The sequence below is a fragment of the Janibacter terrae NBRC 107853 genome (assembly GCF_001591405.1).
Taxonomy (GTDB): Bacteria; Actinomycetota; Actinomycetes; order Actinomycetales; family Dermatophilaceae; genus Janibacter; species Janibacter terrae.
On sequence record NZ_BCUV01000006.1, the window covers coordinates 332,764 to 352,590 of the forward strand.

Annotated in this window: 23 protein-coding genes; 12 read left to right on the plus strand and 11 right to left on the minus strand. The window is 72.3% G+C overall.

The window, feature by feature from the left end:
- The first annotated feature begins 20 nt into the window (after positions 1–20).
- Both JT1_RS06825 and JT1_RS06830 read left to right on the plus strand, forming a co-directional pair.
- Positions 21–365: a nucleotide pyrophosphohydrolase gene (locus tag JT1_RS06825; RefSeq protein ID WP_068325457.1), complete on the plus strand. Its 345-nt coding sequence runs from the start codon at positions 21–23 to the stop codon at positions 363–365.
- A 272-nt stretch (positions 366–637) separates the two neighbouring features.
- Complete coding sequence (locus tag JT1_RS06830; RefSeq protein WP_211596771.1) at positions 638–1,906, plus strand: YeeE/YedE family protein; 1,269 nt, start codon at positions 638–640, stop codon at positions 1,904–1,906.
- A 106-nt stretch (positions 1,907–2,012) separates the two neighbouring features.
- Here the strand turns inward: JT1_RS06830 and JT1_RS06835 are convergent, their stop codons facing one another.
- From JT1_RS06835 to JT1_RS06845, 3 genes are all read right to left on the minus strand, one after another.
- Positions 2,013–2,588, minus strand: coding sequence for an antibiotic biosynthesis monooxygenase (locus tag JT1_RS06835; RefSeq protein ID WP_068324897.1), 576 nt, complete (start codon positions 2,586–2,588; stop codon positions 2,013–2,015).
- 97 nt (positions 2,589–2,685) lie between these two features.
- Positions 2,686–2,898, minus strand: coding sequence for a hypervirulence associated TUDOR domain-containing protein (locus tag JT1_RS06840; RefSeq protein ID WP_068324898.1), 213 nt, complete (start codon positions 2,896–2,898; stop codon positions 2,686–2,688).
- Positions 2,898–3,194, minus strand: coding sequence for a hypothetical protein (locus JT1_RS06845; protein ID WP_068324899.1), 297 nt, complete (start codon positions 3,192–3,194; stop codon positions 2,898–2,900). Before JT1_RS06845 ends, JT1_RS06840 begins: the two co-directional genes overlap by 1 nt.
- A gap of 96 nt (positions 3,195–3,290) precedes the next feature.
- Here JT1_RS06845 and JT1_RS06850 point away from each other — a divergent pair, with 96 nt between their 5' ends.
- Complete coding sequence (locus JT1_RS06850; protein WP_068324900.1) at positions 3,291–4,145, plus strand: ScoMcrA-related endonuclease; 855 nt, start codon at positions 3,291–3,293, stop codon at positions 4,143–4,145.
- Positions 4,146–4,148: 3 nt separating this feature from the next.
- Here the strand turns inward: JT1_RS06850 and JT1_RS06855 are convergent, their stop codons facing one another.
- Entirely contained in the window at positions 4,149–5,435 is a 1,287-nt protein-coding gene (locus tag JT1_RS06855) for an Nramp family divalent metal transporter (RefSeq protein WP_255218277.1), read from the minus strand.
- Between the two features lie 158 nt (positions 5,436–5,593).
- Here JT1_RS06855 and JT1_RS06860 point away from each other — a divergent pair, with 158 nt between their 5' ends.
- Genes JT1_RS06860 through JT1_RS06885 form a run of 6 tightly spaced genes read left to right on the plus strand, consistent with a single transcriptional unit; the run spans position 5,594 to position 9,707 of the window.
- Positions 5,594–6,256: a GntR family transcriptional regulator gene (locus JT1_RS06860; protein ID WP_068324901.1), complete on the plus strand. Its 663-nt coding sequence runs from the start codon at positions 5,594–5,596 to the stop codon at positions 6,254–6,256.
- 9 nt (positions 6,257–6,265) lie between these two features.
- The gene (locus JT1_RS06865; protein ID WP_068324902.1) at positions 6,266–7,105 is read left to right on the plus strand and encodes an urea carboxylase-associated family protein; all 840 of its coding nucleotides are present in this window, start codon (positions 6,266–6,268) and stop codon (positions 7,103–7,105) included.
- A gap of 45 nt (positions 7,106–7,150) precedes the next feature.
- On the plus strand, positions 7,151–7,594 hold the full coding sequence (locus JT1_RS17755) for a helix-turn-helix domain-containing protein (protein WP_082807525.1): 444 nt from the start codon (positions 7,151–7,153) through the stop codon (positions 7,592–7,594).
- Positions 7,595–7,650: 56 nt separating this feature from the next.
- The gene (locus tag JT1_RS06875; RefSeq protein ID WP_169701894.1) at positions 7,651–7,941 is read left to right on the plus strand and encodes a HepT-like ribonuclease domain-containing protein; all 291 of its coding nucleotides are present in this window, start codon (positions 7,651–7,653) and stop codon (positions 7,939–7,941) included.
- A 44-nt stretch (positions 7,942–7,985) separates the two neighbouring features.
- The gene (locus JT1_RS06880; RefSeq protein WP_068324904.1) at positions 7,986–9,047 is read left to right on the plus strand and encodes an LLM class flavin-dependent oxidoreductase; all 1,062 of its coding nucleotides are present in this window, start codon (positions 7,986–7,988) and stop codon (positions 9,045–9,047) included.
- Positions 9,048–9,062: 15 nt separating this feature from the next.
- Positions 9,063–9,707: an NAD(P)-dependent oxidoreductase gene (locus JT1_RS06885; RefSeq protein WP_068324905.1), complete on the plus strand. Its 645-nt coding sequence runs from the start codon at positions 9,063–9,065 to the stop codon at positions 9,705–9,707.
- 15 nt (positions 9,708–9,722) lie between these two features.
- Here the strand turns inward: JT1_RS06885 and JT1_RS06890 are convergent, their stop codons facing one another.
- Positions 9,723–10,175, minus strand: a complete 453-nt coding sequence (locus tag JT1_RS06890) for an SRPBCC family protein (RefSeq protein ID WP_068324906.1) — start codon at positions 10,173–10,175, stop codon at positions 9,723–9,725.
- Positions 10,176–10,304: 129 nt separating this feature from the next.
- Between JT1_RS06890 and JT1_RS06895 the strand changes: the two genes are divergently transcribed.
- On the plus strand, positions 10,305–11,207 hold the full coding sequence (locus tag JT1_RS06895) for an NAD(P)H-binding protein (RefSeq protein ID WP_068324907.1): 903 nt from the start codon (positions 10,305–10,307) through the stop codon (positions 11,205–11,207).
- A gap of 10 nt (positions 11,208–11,217) precedes the next feature.
- Here the strand turns inward: JT1_RS06895 and JT1_RS06900 are convergent, their stop codons facing one another.
- The 4 genes from JT1_RS06900 to JT1_RS06915 form a co-directional block, all read right to left on the minus strand.
- Positions 11,218–11,949: a glycosyltransferase family 2 protein gene (locus JT1_RS06900; RefSeq protein WP_082807526.1), complete on the minus strand. Its 732-nt coding sequence runs from the start codon at positions 11,947–11,949 to the stop codon at positions 11,218–11,220.
- Complete coding sequence (locus JT1_RS06905; RefSeq protein ID WP_169701895.1) at positions 11,942–13,177, minus strand: bifunctional PIG-L family deacetylase/class I SAM-dependent methyltransferase; 1,236 nt, start codon at positions 13,175–13,177, stop codon at positions 11,942–11,944. The genes JT1_RS06900 and JT1_RS06905 overlap by 8 nt, the downstream gene beginning before the upstream one ends.
- Before the next feature lie 100 nt (positions 13,178–13,277).
- Positions 13,278–14,324: an acyl-CoA dehydrogenase family protein gene (locus JT1_RS06910; RefSeq protein ID WP_068324909.1), complete on the minus strand. Its 1,047-nt coding sequence runs from the start codon at positions 14,322–14,324 to the stop codon at positions 13,278–13,280.
- A 67-nt stretch (positions 14,325–14,391) separates the two neighbouring features.
- On the minus strand, positions 14,392–15,462 hold the full coding sequence (locus tag JT1_RS06915; RefSeq protein WP_068324910.1) for an NADH:flavin oxidoreductase: 1,071 nt from the start codon (positions 15,460–15,462) through the stop codon (positions 14,392–14,394).
- Between the two features lie 117 nt (positions 15,463–15,579).
- On the opposite strand from JT1_RS06915, the gene JT1_RS18895 reads away from it, so the two are divergent.
- The gene (locus tag JT1_RS18895) at positions 15,580–15,708 is read left to right on the plus strand and encodes a hypothetical protein (protein ID WP_255218278.1); all 129 of its coding nucleotides are present in this window, start codon (positions 15,580–15,582) and stop codon (positions 15,706–15,708) included.
- A gap of 30 nt (positions 15,709–15,738) precedes the next feature.
- Positions 15,739–16,899, plus strand: a complete 1,161-nt coding sequence (locus JT1_RS06920) for a helix-turn-helix domain-containing protein (RefSeq protein WP_068324911.1) — start codon at positions 15,739–15,741, stop codon at positions 16,897–16,899.
- Here the strand turns inward: JT1_RS06920 and JT1_RS06925 are convergent.
- Together JT1_RS06925 and JT1_RS06930 are read right to left on the minus strand one after the other, a co-directional pair.
- Complete coding sequence (locus tag JT1_RS06925; RefSeq protein WP_068324912.1) at positions 16,889–18,106, minus strand: FAD-dependent oxidoreductase; 1,218 nt, start codon at positions 18,104–18,106, stop codon at positions 16,889–16,891. The two genes, JT1_RS06920 and JT1_RS06925, sit on opposite strands and share 11 nt — an antisense overlap.
- Positions 18,107–18,215: 109 nt before the next feature.
- Positions 18,216–19,793, minus strand: a complete 1,578-nt coding sequence (locus JT1_RS06930; RefSeq protein WP_068324913.1) for a M20/M25/M40 family metallo-hydrolase — start codon at positions 19,791–19,793, stop codon at positions 18,216–18,218.
- Positions 19,794–19,827: the final 34 nt, after the last annotated feature.

A 19,827-nucleotide genomic window follows, 5' to 3' on the forward strand; every position in this document is an offset into this window, starting at 1 on the left:
CAGTGGTGTTGGCTGGGGTCATGAACACCGAGGTCTGGACCGAGCGCATCCGGCAGTTCGCGCAGGAGCGCGACTGGGAGCAGTTCCACACGCCGAAGAACCTGGCGATGGCGCTGTCGGTCGAGGCGAGTGAGCTGCTCGAGATTTTTCAGTGGATGACGCCGGAGCAAGCAGCGGAGGTCATGTCGGGCGAGAAGGCTCGCGCTGTCCAGGACGAGGTCGCGGACATCTTGACCTACCTCCTGAGGCTCGCTGATGTCCTGGGCGTCGATCTGGACGACGCACTGACGGCCAAGGCGGCGAGCAACGCCCAGCGCTATCCGGTGGACGAGTTCAGGGGATCGGCCCGTAAGGCGGAAGACTGATCCCGCCTGCCGCCTGCCGCCCCCGGCCCCGGCCCCGGCCCCGGCCCCGGGTGGACGAACGACTCCCTGACGCCCGGCTACACCGGCTGCCGCCAGGGCTACCCGGGCGGCAGGATCAACGGCGTCTACTGGTGGAAGCCATCGCCTGCTGATCGCTCGGGCCGCCCATCGAGCCATGGTCGACGGATTCGGCACCCCTGACGCCCTCCCACATCTCGGGACGCATAACGTCACGTTATGCAATAAATAAGTTGGGGCGTAGTCTCGCCGCCGTGACTGCGACGATCAACCCGGACCGGCCCCCTTCGCCCGATGCCGTTGTGCAGCAGGGCGACGCCACGACGCCGCCCGCCATGGACCGCCCGAAGTCTCTGGCGGCAACCACGGCACTCGTCATCGGTGCCCTCGGCGTCGGCTACCTCGCCGCCACCCACGGCGTGAAGCAGGCCGGTCTCCTCGCGCTCGGCATCGGCTTGGGTATCGCGCTCTTCCACGCCCGTTTCGGCTTCACCTCCGCCTGGCGCCAGCTCGTGTCCGTCGGCCAGGGCCGGGGCCTCCGTGCCCACACGGTGCTGCTCGGCACGACCGCGACCTTCTTCGCGATCATCTTCACCACCGGCATCGGCTTCGGCGTCACGCCCGAGCCGAGCGTCGACCCGATCGGTGTCGGCACGATGGTCGGCGCGCTGCTCTTCGGCATCGGCATGCAGCTCGGCGGCGGGTGCGCGTCCGGCGTGCTCTACCACGTCGGCAGCGGGCAGAGCGCCACCGTGATCACGCTCCTCAGCTTCGTCATCGGCTCCTTCGCCGCCACCTGGCGCTACGACTTCTGGCACGAGACGCTGCCGAGCTTCGGTTCCTACTCCCTCGCCGAGGACATCGGCTACGGCGGCGCCCTCGTGGTCACCCTGCTCGTCCTCGCCGCCATCGCCGCCGTGAGCCTGCTCGTCGAGCGCCGCCGGACTCCCCCGCCCGTCGCGCCGGTCCCCACGGCACAGGGTCTGGCACGGATCGTGCGCGGCTCCTGGCCGATGTGGGTCGGGGGACTCGTCCTCGCCGTCCTCAGCGCCCTCGTCCTGATGACGAAGGGGAGCGCCTGGGGTGTCACGAGCGCCTTCGCCGTGTGGGGCGCCAAGGTCGCTCAGGCACTCGGCATGCACCCCGAGACGTGGGCCTACTGGCAGCAGCCCGGCCCCGCAGCCGACCTCAACGGCTCGCTGCTCGACCAGGCGACGACCCTGAACAACCTCGGCATCATCGTCGGCGCCGCCCTCGCCGCCGCCATCGGCGGCCAGTTCGTCATCCAGCGCCGCATCCCCGGCCGCGTCGTCGCCGCTGGGATCCTCGGTGGATTCCTCATGGGCTACGGCGCCCGTCTGTCCTTCGGCTGCAACATCGGCGCCTACCTCGCCGGCATCGCCAGCTTCAGCCTCTCGGGCTGGGTGTGGGCGGTCGTCGCCCTCGTCGGCACGTGGCTCGGCCTGAAGGTCCGCCGCCGGCTGGGACTGGCGACCCCGGCCCCGGGCGACGGGGTCTGCTGAGCGCACCCGCACGTCAGCCCCCTTCGAGACGGCCGCGGGCGGCCTCCTCAGGGAGCGTTGGGCGGGCGGCCTCGCACACGTCAGGGGGCGTGGATCGGGTGCTTCGTCAGCGCCGCTGCGGCACCAGGAACCACCGCATCGCCTTGGTCAGCACCGGCGAGACGAGGAAGACCATGCCCACCACGATGATCACGACGTTGATCGCCGTGGACAGCAGGAAGGGCAGACCCAGGTCCTTCCAGATCGGCGCGATGAACCACAGGACGAGCGAGGCGAGCGGCCAGATGCCCATCCACGTGACGACGGCCGTCTTCCACCTCGGGACGACGGTGCGGGCGGGCACGTCCGGCCCGAGGAACCACTCGTCGATCGCGCTGAGGCGCCGGTGCTCCGGCTCGCCCTCCGCGTGCGGGCGCATCCGCGTGAAGATCTCGCGCCGCTCGGCCGATCCGTCCCACCGTGCGAGGTCGTCCTCGGAGGCGAAGTTGACGACCACCTGGTACAGCCCGCCCTCACGCTCCGGCGGGATGAGCTCCGCCCCGAGGAAGCCCCGGTGCTGACGCATCAGCACGAACATCTCCCGCACGAGCTCCTCGTACTCCCCCGCGTGCCCGGGGCGGGCGCGCCGGCGCGCGATCCGGGTGACAGTTGCTTCCCCAGCGCTCTCCGCCATGCGACTCATGCCCTCTCTCCTGCGCGTCCACGCGATCAGGGCATCCAAGCACCCGCCCCTGTCGGGTGACGCTGCGTTCGCCCTCGCGGAACGCAAGCGAGCGCCCTCAGTCCACCCTGTGCAGGGCCGACCCCTTGTGCGCCGCGACGTGGTCCGTCGTGTCGCTCCTGATCTCGTACTGGGGCTCGTCCTTGCTCGCCCGGCGCGTGTGGCCCTTGTAGTCGAAGTCCTCGGTGTGGACCTTCGTGATCGTGCCGCTCACCTGGCCGGCCTCGGAGTTCCACCCGACGTGGTCCCCGACCTTGTACCTCGCGCTCATCAGCTGCTCCTCGTCTCGTCCGTCTCGGTCCGCAGGGCCGCGATCCGCTCGGCTGCGTCCGGGTAGGCCGCGAGGACCTCTTCGATGTCGACCAGCTGGGGCAGGTCCTCGGCACCCTGGTGCTCCAGCAGGTACCGGACCGTCGCCCGCGCCGTGCCCTCGCCGGCGTCGAGCGCTCCCCCACTCGCCGACTCGGCCTCACCGAGCAGCACGTCCAGCGTGACCGAGCCCTCCTCGGTCCGCACCCGGACCGCGTACTCACCATCACCCTGCGAGGTGACCTCGAAGTCCTGCACCGGCTTCTCCCTTCGTCCCCTCCACACCACACCCCAACTGCGCGGACGTCAAGGACGTGGTCATCCGGCACCACCAGACGGGCATATGGTCAAGGGATGGTCGATTTCGCGCAGGTCTCAGCCCAGGACGTGCACGACGCCGTCGCCGAGTACGACGAGCTCGGTCAGGAGCAGTTCCTCGTGACGCACGGTTTCCGCCGCAGCCGCGGCTACGAGCTCGTCATCGACGGCAGGACCTACGACTCGAAGGCGATCCTCGGCGTGGCCCACCACTACGCGACGGGCACCTTGGCGTCCAGCGGCGAGTTCAGCGGCGGCAGGTACGGCGCCGCCAAGGTCCTCGGCGAGATGGGCTTCGAGGTCACCTCCCCCGTCGACTCCTCGCCCGAGGTGATCCCGGCGACCGGCTCGTGGCGTGAGGTCTCCGAGGTCGGCTCGCAGGCCGCGCGCGACGCCTGGGCGCTCGCCGCTCGCCCGGTCCTGCTCGACATCGCGCGCCGCTACCACGCCACGATCACCTACAGCGAGCTCGCGGCAGAGGTGCAGCGGGCGACCGGGATCCGCACCCAGCAGCGCATGCACCACTGGATCGGCCCGGTCCTCGAGCGCGTCGCCATCGCCTGCAAGGCCAACCACGAGCCCAACCTCAGCTCGCTGGTCATCGACAGCAAGGGCAGCGTCGGCGCCGGCTATGCGGCGGCGGTCCGCACGACCACGGGTGCGGAGCCGTCCGACAGCGACACCCACGCCGCCGCCGAGCGCCTCTCCTGCCACCGCCACGCCAGGGCCCGCGACCTGCCCGCCGACGGCGGGGTCCCGGCGCTGTCCCGGCAGCTCGCCGGGCGGCGCGAGCGGGTGCGGCTCAAGGCCACCCTCCCGCCCGAGCTGCGGATGTGCCCGAGCTGCTTCATCGCCCTGCCCGCCTCCGGTCAGTGCGACCACTGCGGCTGACGATCACTCCGGCAGCATCCCGAGGATGTCGGCGAACTGGTAGACCGCCAGCCCGGTGACGACGAGGAAGATCAGGACCCCGAGGGTCGTGGCGACCGGGCCGTTCTTGTACTTCCCGAGCACCGACGAGCGGCTCATCACGACGAGCAGGAAGCCGGCGACGATCGGCAGGAGCAGGCCGTTGGCCGCCTGCGCGAGGATGATGATCTGGATCGGGTTGACCCCGGTGAGGGCGATGACCATGCCGATGCCCATGACCGCGATCCACACCGCGCGGAACCGGGGCGACTTCAGGTCGCTCCCCCAGCCCATGACGCCGCAGATCGCGTACGCGGCACCCAGCGGCCCCGCGACCGCGCTCGTCATACCGGCGGCGAAGAGGCCCAGGGCGAAGACGTACGGTGCGGCGTCCCCCAGCAGCGGCTCGAGCTGCGCGGCCATGTCCGCGCCCGACTCGGCGGTCACTCCCTTCGTCCACATCGCGGCAGCCGCGGTGATCATGATCGCCAGGGTGATGACGCCGCCGATGGCGATGGAGACGATCGTGTCCGCCTTGGCGTCGCGGATCGCCCGGTCCTTGGGCAGGCCGCCCCACTTCTCCTGCGCGAGGTTGGCGTGGAGGAAGAGGTTGTACGGCACGACCGTCGTCCCGATGAGCGCGATCGTCGTGAGCAGCGCGCCGTCCGGGATCGACGGGGTGAAGGTGCCGCGCAGGATGGCGGCGATGTCGGGCTTGACGACGATCATCGTGAGGAAGAAGACCGCGGCGAGCACGGCGACCATGACGACGAGCGCGCGCTCGAGCACCTTGTAGCTGCCGGTGATGAGCAGGCCGAAGATGATCAGGCCGACGACCACGACGAGCAGCTTGGGCGGCAGACCGGTCAGGCCGGAGAGGCCGAGCGCGGTGCCGGTGGTGTCGCCGCCGGCGTAGCTCGCGCCACCGATGCCGATGGCCGCGACGATGAGCACGATCATCCCGATGCGCGGCACCGGGTGCTGGAAGGTCGTCCGCAGCGCCTCGCCCAGCCCCTGCCCGGTCGCGATGCCGAGGCGGGCAGACATCTCCTGCAGGATGATCGTCGCCACGATGGAGAAGGCGATGGCCCACGCCAGCGCGTACCCGTAGGACGAGCCGGTCACCGTCGCCGTCGTGATCGTGCCGGGACCGATGAACGAGGCGCTGATGATCAGCCCCGGGCCCATGCGCTCCCAGAATCCCTTGCGCGCCGACGCGTCGCCGACCTGCGCTGTCAGTGCGGACTCCTCGTTGAGTCTGTTGCGTGCCACCACGTGCTCCGTCTCGTTCGATGTCAGGGGTGGTTCAGGGTGCACACGCTAGGGATTGTTGAGCAATCGGTCAACGGTTGGTCCCGACATGCGGACCGACACGCGATTTTCGACCGCACTTTGTTGAGCAATCACCAGCAGGTCGTTACTGTCTCCCCATGACCCAGGACCAGCCGGGCGGCGCGACCTCCCAGATCGCCGCCACCCTGCGCTCACGCATCATCACCGGCGCGCTCGTCCCCGGCGCGCCTGTGCGCGACTCCGCCGTCGCCGCCGAGCTCGGCGTCTCCCGCAACACCGCCCGCGAGGCGCTCAGCCTGCTGCGCCACGAGGGCCTGCTCGACCACCGCAACCACCAGGGCTTCGTCGTGCGGACCCTGACGACGGCCGACGTGCGCGACATCTACGCGGCCCGCGTGGCCCTCGAGGTACGAGCCGTGCAGGACGCGGCCTTCGCCCCGGACGAGGCGCTCGAGGAGGTCCACCGCGCGCTGGAGACGACCGAGACCGCGGAGCGTGCCGAGCGGTGGGAGGACTACGCCAGCTCGAGCCTGCACTTCCACTCCGCCCTGGTGCGGCTGCTCGGCAGCCCCCTGCTCGACCAGTTCTTCGACACGATCCTCGGCCGCCTGCGCCTGGCCTTCCACGCCGCCGGCGACACCGGCTCCTTCCACCGCCCGTGGGGCCCCCGTGACCGCGCGATCTGGGAGCGCCTCGCCGACGGGGACCGCGCCGGCGCCGAGCACCTCCTGCGCGGCTACCTCCACGACTCCGAGCTGGCCGTCCTCGACATGGTCCGCCGCCAGACCACCCACCGATAGGAGACCCCCATGGACCTCACCGCTGCTGCCTACCAGGCCGACCCCGGCGGCCCTCTCGACGTCGACCGTGAGCTCTACGGCCGGATCGGCTCGATGACCGAAGGGCGTGAGCTCGTCGACTCCTTCACCATCCCGATCCGCAGCGGCCGGGCCTGGGAGGTGCCCGCCGGGCACGTCTGCCGGATCGTCACCATCGAGGGCCCGCAGGTCGCGGACCTCAACCTGTGGAACCTTCACGACCCCCGCGAGCGCCTGTGGGCCGCACGCACCCGCCAGCTGCAGGCCGCGCACGTGTCGGTCTTCGACCGGCTGTGGTCGACCCTCCCCTTCCTCCGTCCGCTCGTGACGATCACCGGCGACTCGCTGGCCGACTACGGCGTCGACGACGAAGGGGGGCGCGTCCACGACCTGCTCGGCACCCGCTGCGACCCGTACGTCAACCAGATGCTCAACGACGCGCCCTTCGACTACCACTGCCACTCCAACCTCACCCGGGCCGTGCGGCCGTGGCACCTCACCGAGTTCGACGTGCACGACGTGCTCAATGTCTTCCAGTGCACCGGCCTGAACGAGCGCGACGAGTACTTCATGAAGACGTGCCCGGCGACGCAGGGCGACTACTTCGAGTTCTTCGCCGAGATCGACATCCTCGCGGCCCTGTCGACCTGCCCCGGCGGTGACCTGTCGGTCCCGATGTTCGGCCCGGAGGCCGGCGACACGGAGGCGGTCTGCCGTCCGCTCGGCATCGAGGTCTACAAGGTCCCCGATGCCGCGCTCGAAGGGTGGACCCCGCCGCAGCGGGCCGGCTACGCCCAGGACCACGGCCTCGCGGCGCGCCCCTGGGCCTGACCCCGACATATCGCGGTCGATAACCCACGGGGGTACGGTGGGGAGATGGACATCCGGGCACGGCGGCGGGCGGCTGGCATGAGCCAGGCCCAGCTCGCGCACGCCGCACAGGTCTCGCAGCCCAACCTGTCGGCCTACGAGAACGGCCGCCGGTCCCCCAGCCAAGCCGTGCTCACCAGGCTGGAGGCCGCGCTCGAGACCCCGTTGGCACATCGCGTGGAGCGTCACCGGGGCGCGATCCTCGGTCTCGTGGCTCAGCACCACGCCCGCTCGCCGCGGATCTTCGGCTCGGTGGCCCGCGGCGACGCCGCGCCCGGCTCCGACCTCGACCTCCTCGTCGAGTTCACGGACACGGCGTCGCTCCTCGACGAGGTCGGACTGCGCCTGGCCCTGCGTGACCTCCTCGACGCCGAGGTGGACGTCGTCGGGGCCGACACGTTGCGCGGCGAGGTCCGCGAGCGCATTCTCCGTGAGGCGACGCCCCTGTGAGCGCCGCCGCGGCCAAGGCCCTGGATGCGGTCCGCGGGGTGATCACCGTCTGTGACGTGCTCCGGACCATGTCCGAGGGTGGCTACGACGCCTTCGCCGCCGACCGACGTACCCAGTGGGCCGTCGAGATGGGACTCATCCGCATCGGCGAGGGCGTCAACCGCGTCCCCGTCGAGGTCCTCGAGCGCTTCCCCGCGCAACCGTGGCGACAGATCGTCGCCATGCGCAACTTCGCCGCTCACCAGTACGACGACCTCGACCCGGGGCGGGTCTGGACCACGCTGACCCGGGACGTGCCCTCCCTTCGCTCCTACCTCGTGGAGGTCGTGGTCCCGGGTCTGGAGTGAGGTCCGTGCGGAATTGATTGTCGCGTCAAGATGTTGTCGCCGACATGCACGCCTTCGGATTCCTCAGCTTCGGGCACTACGGGCACGGCAGCGGACCGGGTGACCCCGACGCCGCGCAGGCCCTGCGCGATGCCGTCGAGATCGGCGTCGGCGCCGACCAGATCGGGGTCAACGGGGCGTACTTCCGCGTCCATCACTTCGCTCGGCAGGGCGCCGCGCCCATGCCGGTCCTGTCGGCCACCGCCGCACGCACGCGGCACATCGAGGTCGGCACCGGGGTCATCGACATGCGCTACGAGACCCCGCTCCAGCTCGCCGAGGAGGCCGCGGCGCTCGACCTGATCTCCGACGGTCGCGTGGCCCTCGGCGTGAGCCGCGGGTCACCGGAGCCGGCCCTGCGCGGCTGGGAGGCCTTCGGCCACACCGGGTCCACCGACCCGCGCGGCAGCGACATCGCACACGAGCACTTCGCGACCTTCATGTCCGCGATCCGCGGCGACCAGCTCGTCGACGCCGACCCGAGCATGGGCCCGGCCGGGCGGCTGCGCCTCGAGCCGCACTCCCCCGGGCTCGACCGCCGCATCTGGTGGGGCGCCGGCAGCCGGGAGACGGCCGAGTGGACTGCCCGCCAGGGCGTCAACCTCATGAGCTCCACCCTGCTCACCGAGGCCACCGGAGCCTCCTTCGGCGAGCTGCAGGCCGAGCAGATCGAGCTCTACCGGGCAGCGTGGCGCGAGGCCGGGCACGACTGGAGCCCGCGGGTGTCGGTCTCCCGCAGCATCTTCCCGATCGTCAGCGACCTCGACCGGCACTTCTTCGGCCTGCAGGGCCAGGGCAGCAGCGACCAGGTCGGCGTCATCGACGGCCTCCGCTCGACCTTCGGCAAGACCTACGCCGCCGAGCCCGACGTCCTCGTCGACCAGCTGAAAGCCGACCCTGCCATCGCGGCCGCCGACACCGTCATGCTCACCATCCCCAGCCAGCTCGGCGTCGACTACAACCTGCACATCCTCGACAGCTTCGCCCAGCACGTCGCCCCAGAGCTCGGGTGGCGCCGCAACAGCGAGGGGCGCGTCGCCCCCTTCGACGTGTCAACCACCAACTGAGAGCGAGATCCACGCATGTCCACGATCGTCATCTTCGGCGGCACCGGGTACGCCGGCGGCAGCATCGCCGCCGAGGCCGTCTCCCGCGGCCACCAGGTCATCTCCTACAGCCGCACCGCCCCCGCGCAGACCACCGCGGGCGTCGAGTACCGCACCGGCTCGCTCACCGATGACGCCGTCCTCGCGCAGGCGGCGACCGAGGCGGACGACCTGGTCGTCGCGACCCACGGCGCGGACGTCGGCGGCTCGCCCCTCGTGGACCACGTCGAGCGCCTCACCTCCGCCGCGATCGAGCACGGCGCGCGCCTGTCCTTCGTCGGTGGCGCCGGTTCGCTCCACGTGGCGAAGGGGGGTCCCCGCCTCGTCGACACCCCGGACTTCCTCGACGACTGGAAGCCCGAGGCCCTCTCCCACGCCCAGGTCCTCGACGCCCTCCGCGCGGGCCCGCAGGAGCTGGACTGGTTCTACGTCTCCCCGGCCGCGCTCTTCGGGTCCTTCGCGCCCGGCGAGACCACGGGCAGCTACCGCCTCGGCGGCGACGAGCTCGTGACGACCGAGGACGGGATGTCGGAGATCTCCGGCACCGACTTCGCCCTGGCCTACGTCGACGAGATCGAGCAGCGGCGGCACCCGCGCCAGCGGTTCGCCGTCGCCCACTGACGCCGGAGTCCCCCGTCAGGCCGTCTGCGCCCTGCCGGAGCGACCCTCCACGAGCAGGCGCAGACGGCGCAGCGTCTCGGAGTTGCGCCACTTCAGGCCGGGCTGTCGTGCGATCCCGGGCACGAGGAGCGCCGGCCCGGAGACCGCGTCCTCCACGATGGTCACCTCGGTCCGGTCGCCGGCCGGGGTCAGCGTGATCCGGACCTCGGCCTCACCCATCGGCCACGCGCGAGCGCACAGGGTGATCGACTGCTGCGGCTCCTGGGCGAGCACCCGAGTGTGGTCGTCGATCAGCCCGGGCCAGACACCGACCGAGTGGTGGATGCGGCTGCCGACGGCGGGCCAGTCCTCGTCGACGTCGCGCATGCGCGAGGCGCCGACGACCCAGAGCGGGTAGAGCCAGCCGTCGCTCAGCACCGACCAGACGTCGTCGGTCGAGGCGTTGATGACCGTGGTGTTCTCACTCATACCCTGCTCCTGCGGGTTGGCGGGTCTCGACCCGCCCAGTCTCACCACGGGTCTGGGGTGGTGCAACCTGTCGAGATCGGCCCTGTCGCGCACGGTGGTACCGACCATGCCGCAGCTACTGTGACGGACATGCAGCGAGTCCTTGTCACCGGGGCGACCGGCTACGTCGGCTCCCACCTCGTGCCCGAGCTCCTCGAGGCCGGTTACACGGTCGTGGCGGCCAGCCGTTCGGGGACGGACAGGTTCCCGTGGCACGACGACGTCGAGAGCCGTGAGCTCGACATCGACGACGACGAGCTCGTCGCGAGGGCCGTCGACGGCGTCGATGCCGTCGTCTACCTGGTGCACTCGCTGGAGTCCGAGGACTTCGAGCGCAAGGACCGCGAGGCCGCGCGGAGGATGGCCCGCGCCTGCGAGCGCGCCGGGGTGCAGCGGCTCGTCTACCTCTCCGGGCTGGTCCCCGACGGCGAGCTGTCCCCCCACCTGCGCTCCCGCTACGAGGTCGAGCAGGTCTTCCTCGACTCCTCGGTCCCCACGACGGTGCTGCGCGCAGCGATGATCATCGGTGCGGGCTCGACCTCGTACGAGCTGCTGCACCGGTTGAGCGAGCGGGTCCCCCTCTTCACCCCGGTCCCCACCTGGATGCACACCCGGATCCAGCCCATCGATCTGGCCGACGTCCTGCACCTGGTCCGACGCGCCCTGACCGTGGAACCGGCCCCCAATGCCCACTACGACGTCGGCGGCGAGGACGTCCTGGAGTACGTGGAGCTGTTGCGGCTCTACGCGCAGGTCGCCGGCCTGGCCCGCGTGCAGGTCGACGTCCCCGGCCTGCCGAGCGGGGTCGTCGGTCGCGTCAGCGCCCTGATCTCCGGGATGCAGTCGACCGAGGTCAACGCGCTCGTCGAGAGCCTGCGCCACGACATGGTGTGCGAGGACTACTCGGTGCGGGACGAGCTCCTGGAGCCGGGGTTCGACTACGTGCCGATCGGCGAGGCACTGGAGCGAGCCCTGGACCACGCCCCTCGTTGACGCCGGCAGGTCATCGGCCGAGCGTGGCGTCCAGGTCCCGCAGGTAGCCGGAGAACCCATCAGGCACCCGGCCGGCGCGCCGCCCCGAGGTGAGGATCGGCGGACCGGCTGCCACGCTCGCTCCAGCGGCCAGCAGAGCCTCGACGAGGAGCACGTCCTCGTGCTCGGGCACCTGCGCGAACCCGCCGACCGCTGCGAAGGCCGACCAGCGCACCCCCAGGTTGGCCCCGTGCACGTGTCGCGTCGGGTGGGCGGACGTGTGCCGCCTCGACCACTCCCGGTACGTGTCGCCGTCGAGGTCGAGGGGATCCGGCCGCACACGGCCGAGGACGAGGTCTGCACCCCCGTCGGCTGCAGCCACCTGCCCGGTCAGCCAGTCCGCCGGGACGACGGAGTCGGCATCGGTGCAGGCCATCCACGCACCGGCTGCCCGGTACGTGGCACCGAGCTCGAGGAGCTCGTGCGCGGCCGCGGCACCAGCCGCCCGCGCCGCTCCCACGCATCGTGCAGCCACCGTCGTCGTGCGCACGCCGTGACGGGCCGCGACGGCGGCGGTGCCGTCCGTGCAGGCGTCCAGGGCGACCACGACCTCCACCCGCACGTCGGGTCGAGCCGCACGCAGTGTCGCGACGGCGTGCGCGAGCGCCGTCAGGCACCGCGGCAGGAGCACTTCTTCGTCGTTCGCCGGCACGACGACGGCCACCGCCGAGATGCCCGTGACGAGATCCGGCTGCTCATCCACGGGGGTCCGGTCGGTCCGCCGACTCGGCCAGCACGATGATCTCGACGTCGTCGTCGCGGTAGGTCGACATGAGTGGCGGCAGGTCCGCGGCGAGTGCCGCCTGGTGGACGTCCGCACCGTCGAGCACCCACCCCTCGACCGGGTGGCGCCAGTGGCACAGCACCACGACCCCGTGGTCGGCCAGGCTCGACCGGACCCGCGCGATCAGGCGCTCGAGATCGACGGGGCTGAGGAAGTACCCGACCTCGGAGAGCACCACGAGGTCGAAGGCGCCGTCGGGCCACTCGGTGGGCGCATCCAGCACCGCGGTCTCGACGTTGGTCGGTACGACCGTGCGGGCCCGTGCGACGGCCGCTGGGCTGCGGTCGACGGCGAGCACGTCCTGGCACCGGCGCGCGAGGTCCGCGGCCAGCTCACCGCGGGAGCACCCGAGCTCGAGCGCCCGGACGAACCGCGGACGGGGCAGGCACGCCAGGACGAGGTCGCGCTTGCGGCGCTCGTACCAGCGGTGCGTCGTGCCCCACGGGTCGCTCTCCGCGGTGTGCAGGGCCTCGAGGGCGGGATCGGCGGGCGGTTCGTCGACGAAGGCCTCGACCCGACCGGTGAAGTGCTCGAGCAGCTGCGCCGACAGGAGCGCCTCGTCACCGGGCGCGTCGGACAGGGGCTCGACCTGGGTACGGTGGGCCGCCACCGCCGCCGCCTTGCGCTCCGCGGCGGCCTCGCCGTGCCCGAGGACCAGCAGCCGGTCCCACGGCGCGTCCTCGGTGGCCGCCCAGTGCCAGAACCACACGGGGTACTCCAGCAGACGGGCACCGGTGCGCACCGCGGCTGCGGCGCTCGCACGCCCGGCAGCCTCGTGGTCCGGGTGCCCGTCGCGCCGCCAGGGCGAAAGGAGCAAGACCTCACGGGCGTCGCCGAGCCGCTCGACGAGCTGGCGCGTCACCTGCTCCTCGTGGTCACCGGCGAGCCCGCCGTCGGGCAGCCCCAGCAGGGTCAGCTCGACATCCGGCCCGAGCGCGGCTGCCGCGGCCCGCGCCTCGTCACGACGACGGGCCGCCAGCTCGACCGGCGGGCACGTCGTCGACTCCGGGTGGGAACCCTCCCCGTCGGTGAGCACGACGAGCTCGACCCGCGCCCCGCGGGCGGCGGCTGCGGCCACGAGGGCCCCAGCGCCGAGCGTCTCGTCGTCGGGGTGTGCCGCGACCACGACGACGCGCGAGCGGCCCACGAGGAGCTGTTCGACATCGGTGGGCTGCGGCCAGCGCGGATCGGATCTCCAGGCGTGCGCACTCGTGCCCGCGTCCCTGTGGCTGAAGGTCACCACGACGTCACCGGGAGCGAGCCGGCACGACCATGCGGCCGAGCGCCACCGCGTCGCGCTCGGCGTGGTGCTGCCGCAGGTAGAGCGAGAGGTCCGCCACCCGCCAGGCGTGCTCGGGTTCCTGGCTCAGGGGACCCGGGCCCAGCCCGTGCGCCGTGCGCGTCAGGACCTCCTCGGCCGCATCGGCCACCACGTGCCGTACCCGGGCGGCTAGGTGCGCCCCTGCAGCGCCCTCGGCCCGCCCGGCGTCCACCAGCTGGGCGGCGTGCGCCAGCAGCACCCGTGCTGCGGTGAGACGCGCGTCGAGCTCGCCCAGGTGGAGCAGGGCGATGTCGTCAGGTGCTCGGCGGGTGGTCTCGAGCAGCAGTCGGCGGGCGAGGGCGACGGAGGCGCCGAACCAGACGGCGGCCACCCCGATCCCACCCCACGCGAAACCCGGCCGGGCGAGGTACCACCCGGGGCCGCCGACGGGACGCGCCGCGACGCCACGCATGGTGACGGTCGCGGTGGCGACCTCCGCGAGCCCGGACGGACGCCATGCACTGGCGTCGGCGCTGAAGCCGGGATCGCGCGTCCCCACCGCGAACAGCCCTCGTCGCCGCTCGTCGACCCAGGCGGTGACCAGTCCTGCGCTGACGTCACCGGCCAGGGAGCACCACGGCTTGACCCCGTCCAGGACCCAGCCGTCGTCGTCCTGCGAGGCCTCCAGCCGCACTCCGGGACCTTCCGCGGCCCACACGCCCCAGGTGGCGCCGGCCGGGTCCACGACGTCGCCGGCCTCACGGAGGATGGCCAGGGCGTCGAGGTGCGGCTCGAGGACGCGCGCCGCCACGAGGTCGCGCGCGGCGACGGTGGCCAGCACCTCCCAGCGGACCCGCGTGCCGCCTGCGCCCGGGTCCGGGATGCTCTGCCCCAGGTCCTGCGCCCAGGTCAGCAGCGCCTGCGGGTGCCGGGTCGTCGGCACCGACGCCCCGATCGACCCCAGCAGGTCCGAGGGCTCCCCCTCCTCGGCCAGCCGGACGACGTCGTCGTGCCAGAACCCGTCCTGGACCATGTGAGACTCCCCGCGCTCGTCGCCGATCTGCCGCAAGTATGACCCGGCCCCTCGGCACGGTCGTCCCTCAGCCGGCGACGAAGTCCGGCCACCCCGCGTCGAGGTACTCCACGAAGGTCTCGCTGACCCGCTCGGCGTGCAGGTGCTCGCGGGTCACCGGCAGCGGGGCCATGGCGAAGGTGGAGTCGGCTCCTGCCCGCGTCGGGAAGTCGTGGTGCACGATCGCCGCGCGGCCGAGGTCGACGAAGTCCGCCCCCTTCGACATGCACCAGCGGGCCTGCTGTGCGCTGCGGATCCTGCCCGCGACGCCGAGCCGCGTCGCGCCGCGCTCGAGGCCGACGAAGGCGTCGATGAGCAGGCTGCCCTCCTCGTCGACGGTCATGAAGGCGTCCCACAGCGACATGTCGAGGTAGTCGACGAGGCCGGAGTCGAGGACCCGCTGGGCGACGGCGACACCTTCGTCGAGGACGATGCCGTTGCCCTGCGGGGTGAGCCGCAGCCCGACCTGGAAGTCGGCCCGGGTCCGCTCGCGGATCCCGCGGAGGACCTCGAAGAGCATCCGGGACCGGTCCTCGAGCGACCCGCCGTAGCCGTCGGTGCGCTGGTTGTGGCGTCCGTCGAGGAACTGGCAGATCAGGTAGCCGTGGGCTCCGTGGACCTCGACGCCGTCGAAGCCGGCGCGCTCGGCCCGCTCCGCCGCGACGACGAAGTCCTCGACCGCCTGCTGCACCTCACCGGTCGACAGGGCCCGGGTGTCCTTGTCCGGGTCGTCCCACGGCGCGACGTTCGGCACGCCGGTGACGGCCGGGTCGGAGCGCCGACCGGCGTGGTGCAGCTGCACCGAGGAGACGCTGCCGGCGGCGCGGATGCCGTCGGCGAGGCGGGTGAGGCCGGCGAGGTGCCGGTCGTCGCTGATGCCGAGCTGCCCGGCCCACGCCTGGCCGGCGCGCGCCACGTAGGTCGCGCAGGTCATCGTCAGGCCGAAGCCCCCGGCGGCTCGCGCCACGAGCCACCGGTACTCGTCCTCGGAGAGCGTCCCGTCCGCGTGGCTCTGCGTGTTGGTGAGCGGGGCGAGGGCGAAGCGGTTGGCCCAGGCCGGTCCGTGGGCGAGCTCGAGACGGTCGTGGAGGGAGGTCATCCCGCCATCCTCGCAAGGGACCCACCGCCCACGAGCACCAGGTCAAGATCCGGTGACGACGGCACGTCCGCGGCGATTTGTCCGGCGTGTCGGCGGGTTGGGTGCCACCGTTGGGGCATGAACCTCACTGGTGCCATCCTCACGGTGGCCGGGATGGTCTCGGTCGCGTCCCTCCCCTTCGCCATGGCGTGGGTGGAGCAGGCGCTCATGACCGGACCGACGCACGTCGAGCAACCGCCCCGCTGATCCGGGCGGTGCCGCCGCTACGGTGACCTCGTGCACCGCAGCGCCAGCCTCGACGACGCCCTGCAGGACCTCTCCGAGGGCCTGCAGCGGCGGCTCGTCGTGCTCGACGAGGGCATGCGCGTCCTGGCCTACTCGATCCACGAGAGCGACGAGGACCGCGCGCGCCTGTCCCACGTGCTCGCCCACAGCGACACCTGGGAGCCGCCACCCGCCGGCCAGACGCGCCCCGCGACCCGCACCGCCCGCGACGGGACCGTGTGGGTGCTGCACCCCCTCCGCGACGAGCGTCACCGCGTCGGCCACCTCCTGTACATCCGCACGAAGGGGGTCCCCTCCCCTTCGCCCGACGTCCTCGCCGACGGCGCGGCCCACCTCGGCGCGCTCCTGTCGCTGCGGGCGCTCGGCGAGCAGCGCAATGCCGCCCGGGCGACGGACCTGCTCGGCCGCCTCCTCGGCGCGAGCACGTCACCCGGCGAGCGCGACTCTGCCGCAACGGCGCTCGTCGACGAGGGTCTGGTCGGGGCCGCGGACCGCTACTGCGTCGTCGTCATCGCCGAGCCGGACGACACCCCCGAGGCCACCCGCACCGCCCTCGCCGGCGTGCAGGCGACGCTCGACTTCGTCGCCCGGACGTCGACGGCCACGGTCGTCGGCGGGCTCGTGGAGGGTCTGGGCGTCCTCGTCTTCCCGCGGCCCGTCGTCCGCGACCGGCTCGAGCGGGTGCTCGCCGCGCCCGGGCTCGCGGGGCTGCGCGCCGGCATCGGTGACGTCGTCGCGGACCTGACCTCGGCCGGCACGTCCCACGCACGCGCGCGTCGGGCCTGGCGGGCCGCCTGCCTCGACCCCGCGACCTACGGGCGCGTGACGACCTGGGAGGACCTCGGGCTGGACCGGCTGCTCCTCGACCTGCCCCTGGGGCGCCTCCGTCCCGACGACCTGCCCGCCCCCGTGGCGCGGCTGCTGGCCAGCGACCACCGCGCGGTCGACGTGCCGACCCTCGAGACCTACCTCGCCACCGGCGGCGACGGGCGGGCCACCGCAACCGCCCTCGGCATCCACCGCTCGACCCTCTACTACCGGCTGGGTCGCATCCGCACGACCACCGAGGTCGACCTCGGCGACGGCCTCGTCCGACGGGACCTGCACACCGGGCTGCGCGTCGCCCGGCTCGCCGGGCTGCTCAGACCCTGACGCCGGGACGGATCCCCCGGTCGACCGTCGGGTCGTAGCCGTGCACCCAGGCGAGCTTGTCCTCGAACCAGTCCGCCGTCGCCATCTGCGCGTTGCGCGCGTCGGCCTCCGGCCCGTCGGGCAGGTGGAGGACCTCGGCGACCTGGGCGGAGGCGAACTGGACGGCGCGGGTGCGCGGCCGGCGCCTCCCTTCGTACGCCTCGAAGGCCGCCGTCGGGTCGCCGCCGCCCACCGTGGCGAGCTCCTCGGCGAGCGCCCACGTGTCCTCGATCGACTGGTTGGCGCCCTGCCCGTGGTGCGGCACGAGCGCGTGCGCCGCGTCGCCGAGCAGCACGACGCGACCGCGGTGCCAGGTCCGGATCGGCGGACGCCGCATGAGCGCCCAGCGCTGCGAGACCTCGACGGACTCGAGCATCTGCGTCACCGCGGGGTGCCAACCGGCGAAGGGGGCGAGCTTTTCCTCGTCGCGGGCCGGCACGACCCAGCCGTCCGCGGTCCACTCCCGGGGCTCGCGGCTCACCGCGAGGAAGTTGACGTGGCTGCCGTCGCCGCCCATCGCGTAGTGCAGGAGGTGCCCGGTCGGCCCGATCCAGAACTGGATGGCGTGCGGGTCCGGCAGCTCGGTGAGCTGCTCGGTGGGGATGATCCCGCGGAACCCGCTGCGCCCCGAGTAGATCGCGTCGTCGTGCCCGACGACCCACCGGCGCACGGTGGACCGGGCGCCGTCGGCGCCCACGACGACCGCAGCGTCCAGGTGGTCGCCGTCCGCGATCTCGACGACGACGCGGTCACCGTCCTCGCGCAGGCCGGTCACCTCGCTGGACAGGAGGATCCGGTCGGCACCCACGGCCTCGGACAGGACCCGCTGGAGGTCCGCGCGGTGCACGCCCCAGTAGTCGGCGCCGAAGCGAGCCCGGTAGGACTCCCCCACGGGCGTCCGGCCGAGCGTCGCCCCGCTCCGGCCGTCACGGAAGATCAGGTCCGTCTGCGGCCACGAGACCTCCTCGAGCGCCTCGTAGACGCCGTAGCGGCGCAGGAGGTTGGTCGCGTTCGCCGACAGCGCGACGGCCGCGCCGACCTCTCGCAGCTCCGCGGTGCGCTCGACGAGCGTCGCGTCGATGCCGCGCTCGCGCAGGGCGAGGGCCAGGGTGAGTCCGCCGATGCCGGCGCCGATGATGACCACGTCGTCGTGGGGTGTCGAGCTCATGCACGAGACGCTACTGAGGCGCCCGGGTCGCCGTCATCGGGCGGAGAGGCGCAACTGGTGCCTGTGCGTTCCGACACCCTGTCGGACGCGAGGTGGCCGCCGGGGTGCGTCAGCCCCCCTTCGTCCCGGTGGCGGTCGCGTCGGTGCGGAAGGCGCCCCAGACCTCGTACATGAAGTCCGTCCCCTGCTCGAGGGCCTCGACGAAGATGCGCTCGTTGTTGCCGTGCATCCCGATGAGCTGCTCGTTGCTCAGGACGTACGGGTAGACGCCGTAGCCGGGCACGCCCTGAGTGCGCCACGGGCCGAGGCTGGTGCCGGCCTCGAACAACGCCGGGGCGAAGGGGGTGTCCTCGTACGTCGTCCTCGACGCGTCCTCGAGGGCACGCCAGAGGTCGGTGTCGAGGTCGGCCGGCTTCGTCGCCCACGTGCCGTCGAGCCGGGCGAGCGCCTGCTCCTCGCTCTCCCCCGGGTTGCCGATGAGCTTGACCTCGACATCACGGTCCTTGAGCAGCTCGCGCACCTGCGCGAGGAACTCGCGGGGCTTCTGCCCGCCGGGGACGGCGCGGCAGTTGACCCGGGTCGTGCCCTCGCTCGGGATGACGTTCTCCTTGTAGCCCGACTCCTGGATGACGAAGGCATGGGTCGTGCGCAGCAGCGCGCGGTGCAGGTACGGGTAGTCCGACAGCTTGACGACGAGCCGGGCCGCGCGCTCGCGCGACCGGTCGCTCTTGGCCCGCAGCATCAGGCGGATCGCCTTGGCGAAGCGCCGGTCGCTCGTCGCCTCGGCGACAGCCTCGAAGTACTCGCGTGTCACGTCGGTGAGGTGCACCGGCGCCTCCCAGTCCCCGAGCTCGCTGATCGCCCGCGAGAGGGCGACGATCGCGGAGTCGTCGGGCATGGGCTTGCTGGAGTGGGTCGCAGTGCCCGTCGCCGTGAGGTCGAGGTTGAAGTAGACCTTGTCCTGGCGGGTGGCCGTGATGAGCATCGGGGTGGTCCTGTCGCTCTGTGCGAGGAACCAGCCGCCCTCGGTCAGCACGGACCCGGCGTCGATCTTGTCCCAGTGGTTCGCCGCCAGCCAGCGGGAGCCGTAGTCCCCGGCCTCCTCGTCGCAGTCGGTGAGGATGATCAGGTCACGGTCGAACGTGGCTCCCTCGTCGAGGTGGCGCAGCAGCGCGGCGATGCCGGCCGCGTTGGCCCCCTTCATGTCGAGAGCTCCGCGCCCGTAGATCTCACCGTCGATGACCTCACCCGCGAAGGGGTCGACGTCCCAGTTCTCCTCCTCGACCGGCACGACGTCGGAGTGGCCGAGGAAGAGCAGGGGCTCCTCGGTGCCGGTGCCCTTGATGCGGGCGATGAGGTGGACGTTGTCGCGCTGCGGGGTGTCGATGATCTCGGCGGCGACGCCGGCTCGTTCCCACACGCCCTTGAGCCACTCGGCGTGCGCACGGGTCTTGGCCCCGGTCCCGAAGTTCTGCGTGTCGTAGGACAGCATCCGCTTGAGCAGGTCGACGGGGTCCAGGTCGGCCACGGGGATGGCCGCGGCCGTGACGGCCTGTCCGCCGGCGCCGCGCGCGAAGGCGCCCGCCCCTCCGGCTGCGGCCGCCCCGATGACGGCGGCGCCGACGCCGCCGAGGAAGACGCGGCGGGGCACCTGGGTGCCGGTGGTCTCGTGTGGTTCGTGTGCCATGGACGACTCCTTTGTCGGTGGTCCGCACAGGCAA

Excerpts from the sequence above, each read along its gene's own strand:
- JT1_RS06825 (WP_068325457.1), top strand. The coding sequence starts at position 21 with ATGAACACCGAGGTCTGGACCGAGCGCATCCGGCAGTTCGCGCAGGAG.
- JT1_RS06835 (WP_068324897.1), bottom strand. The coding sequence starts at position 2,588 with ATGAGTCGCATGGCGGAGAGCGCTGGGGAAGCAACTGTCACCCGGATC.
- JT1_RS06840 (WP_068324898.1), bottom strand. The coding sequence starts at position 2,898 with ATGAGCGCGAGGTACAAGGTCGGGGACCACGTCGGGTGGAACTCCGAG.
- JT1_RS06850 (WP_068324900.1), top strand. The coding sequence starts at position 3,291 with ATGGTCGATTTCGCGCAGGTCTCAGCCCAGGACGTGCACGACGCCGTC.
- JT1_RS06860 (WP_068324901.1), top strand. The coding sequence starts at position 5,594 with ATGACCCAGGACCAGCCGGGCGGCGCGACCTCCCAGATCGCCGCCACC.
- JT1_RS06865 (WP_068324902.1), top strand. The coding sequence starts at position 6,266 with ATGGACCTCACCGCTGCTGCCTACCAGGCCGACCCCGGCGGCCCTCTC.
- JT1_RS17755 (WP_082807525.1), top strand. The coding sequence starts at position 7,151 with ATGGACATCCGGGCACGGCGGCGGGCGGCTGGCATGAGCCAGGCCCAG.
- JT1_RS06880 (WP_068324904.1), top strand. The coding sequence starts at position 7,986 with ATGCACGCCTTCGGATTCCTCAGCTTCGGGCACTACGGGCACGGCAGC.
- JT1_RS06885 (WP_068324905.1), top strand. The coding sequence starts at position 9,063 with ATGTCCACGATCGTCATCTTCGGCGGCACCGGGTACGCCGGCGGCAGC.
- JT1_RS06890 (WP_068324906.1), bottom strand. The coding sequence starts at position 10,175 with ATGAGTGAGAACACCACGGTCATCAACGCCTCGACCGACGACGTCTGG.
- JT1_RS06895 (WP_068324907.1), top strand. The coding sequence starts at position 10,305 with ATGCAGCGAGTCCTTGTCACCGGGGCGACCGGCTACGTCGGCTCCCAC.
- JT1_RS06910 (WP_068324909.1), bottom strand. The coding sequence starts at position 14,324 with ATGGTCCAGGACGGGTTCTGGCACGACGACGTCGTCCGGCTGGCCGAG.
- JT1_RS06915 (WP_068324910.1), bottom strand. The coding sequence starts at position 15,462 with ATGACCTCCCTCCACGACCGTCTCGAGCTCGCCCACGGACCGGCCTGG.
- JT1_RS18895 (WP_255218278.1), top strand. The coding sequence starts at position 15,580 with ATGAACCTCACTGGTGCCATCCTCACGGTGGCCGGGATGGTCTCGGTC.
- JT1_RS06925 (WP_068324912.1), bottom strand. The coding sequence starts at position 18,106 with ATGAGCTCGACACCCCACGACGACGTGGTCATCATCGGCGCCGGCATC.
- JT1_RS06930 (WP_068324913.1), bottom strand. The coding sequence starts at position 19,793 with ATGGCACACGAACCACACGAGACCACCGGCACCCAGGTGCCCCGCCGC.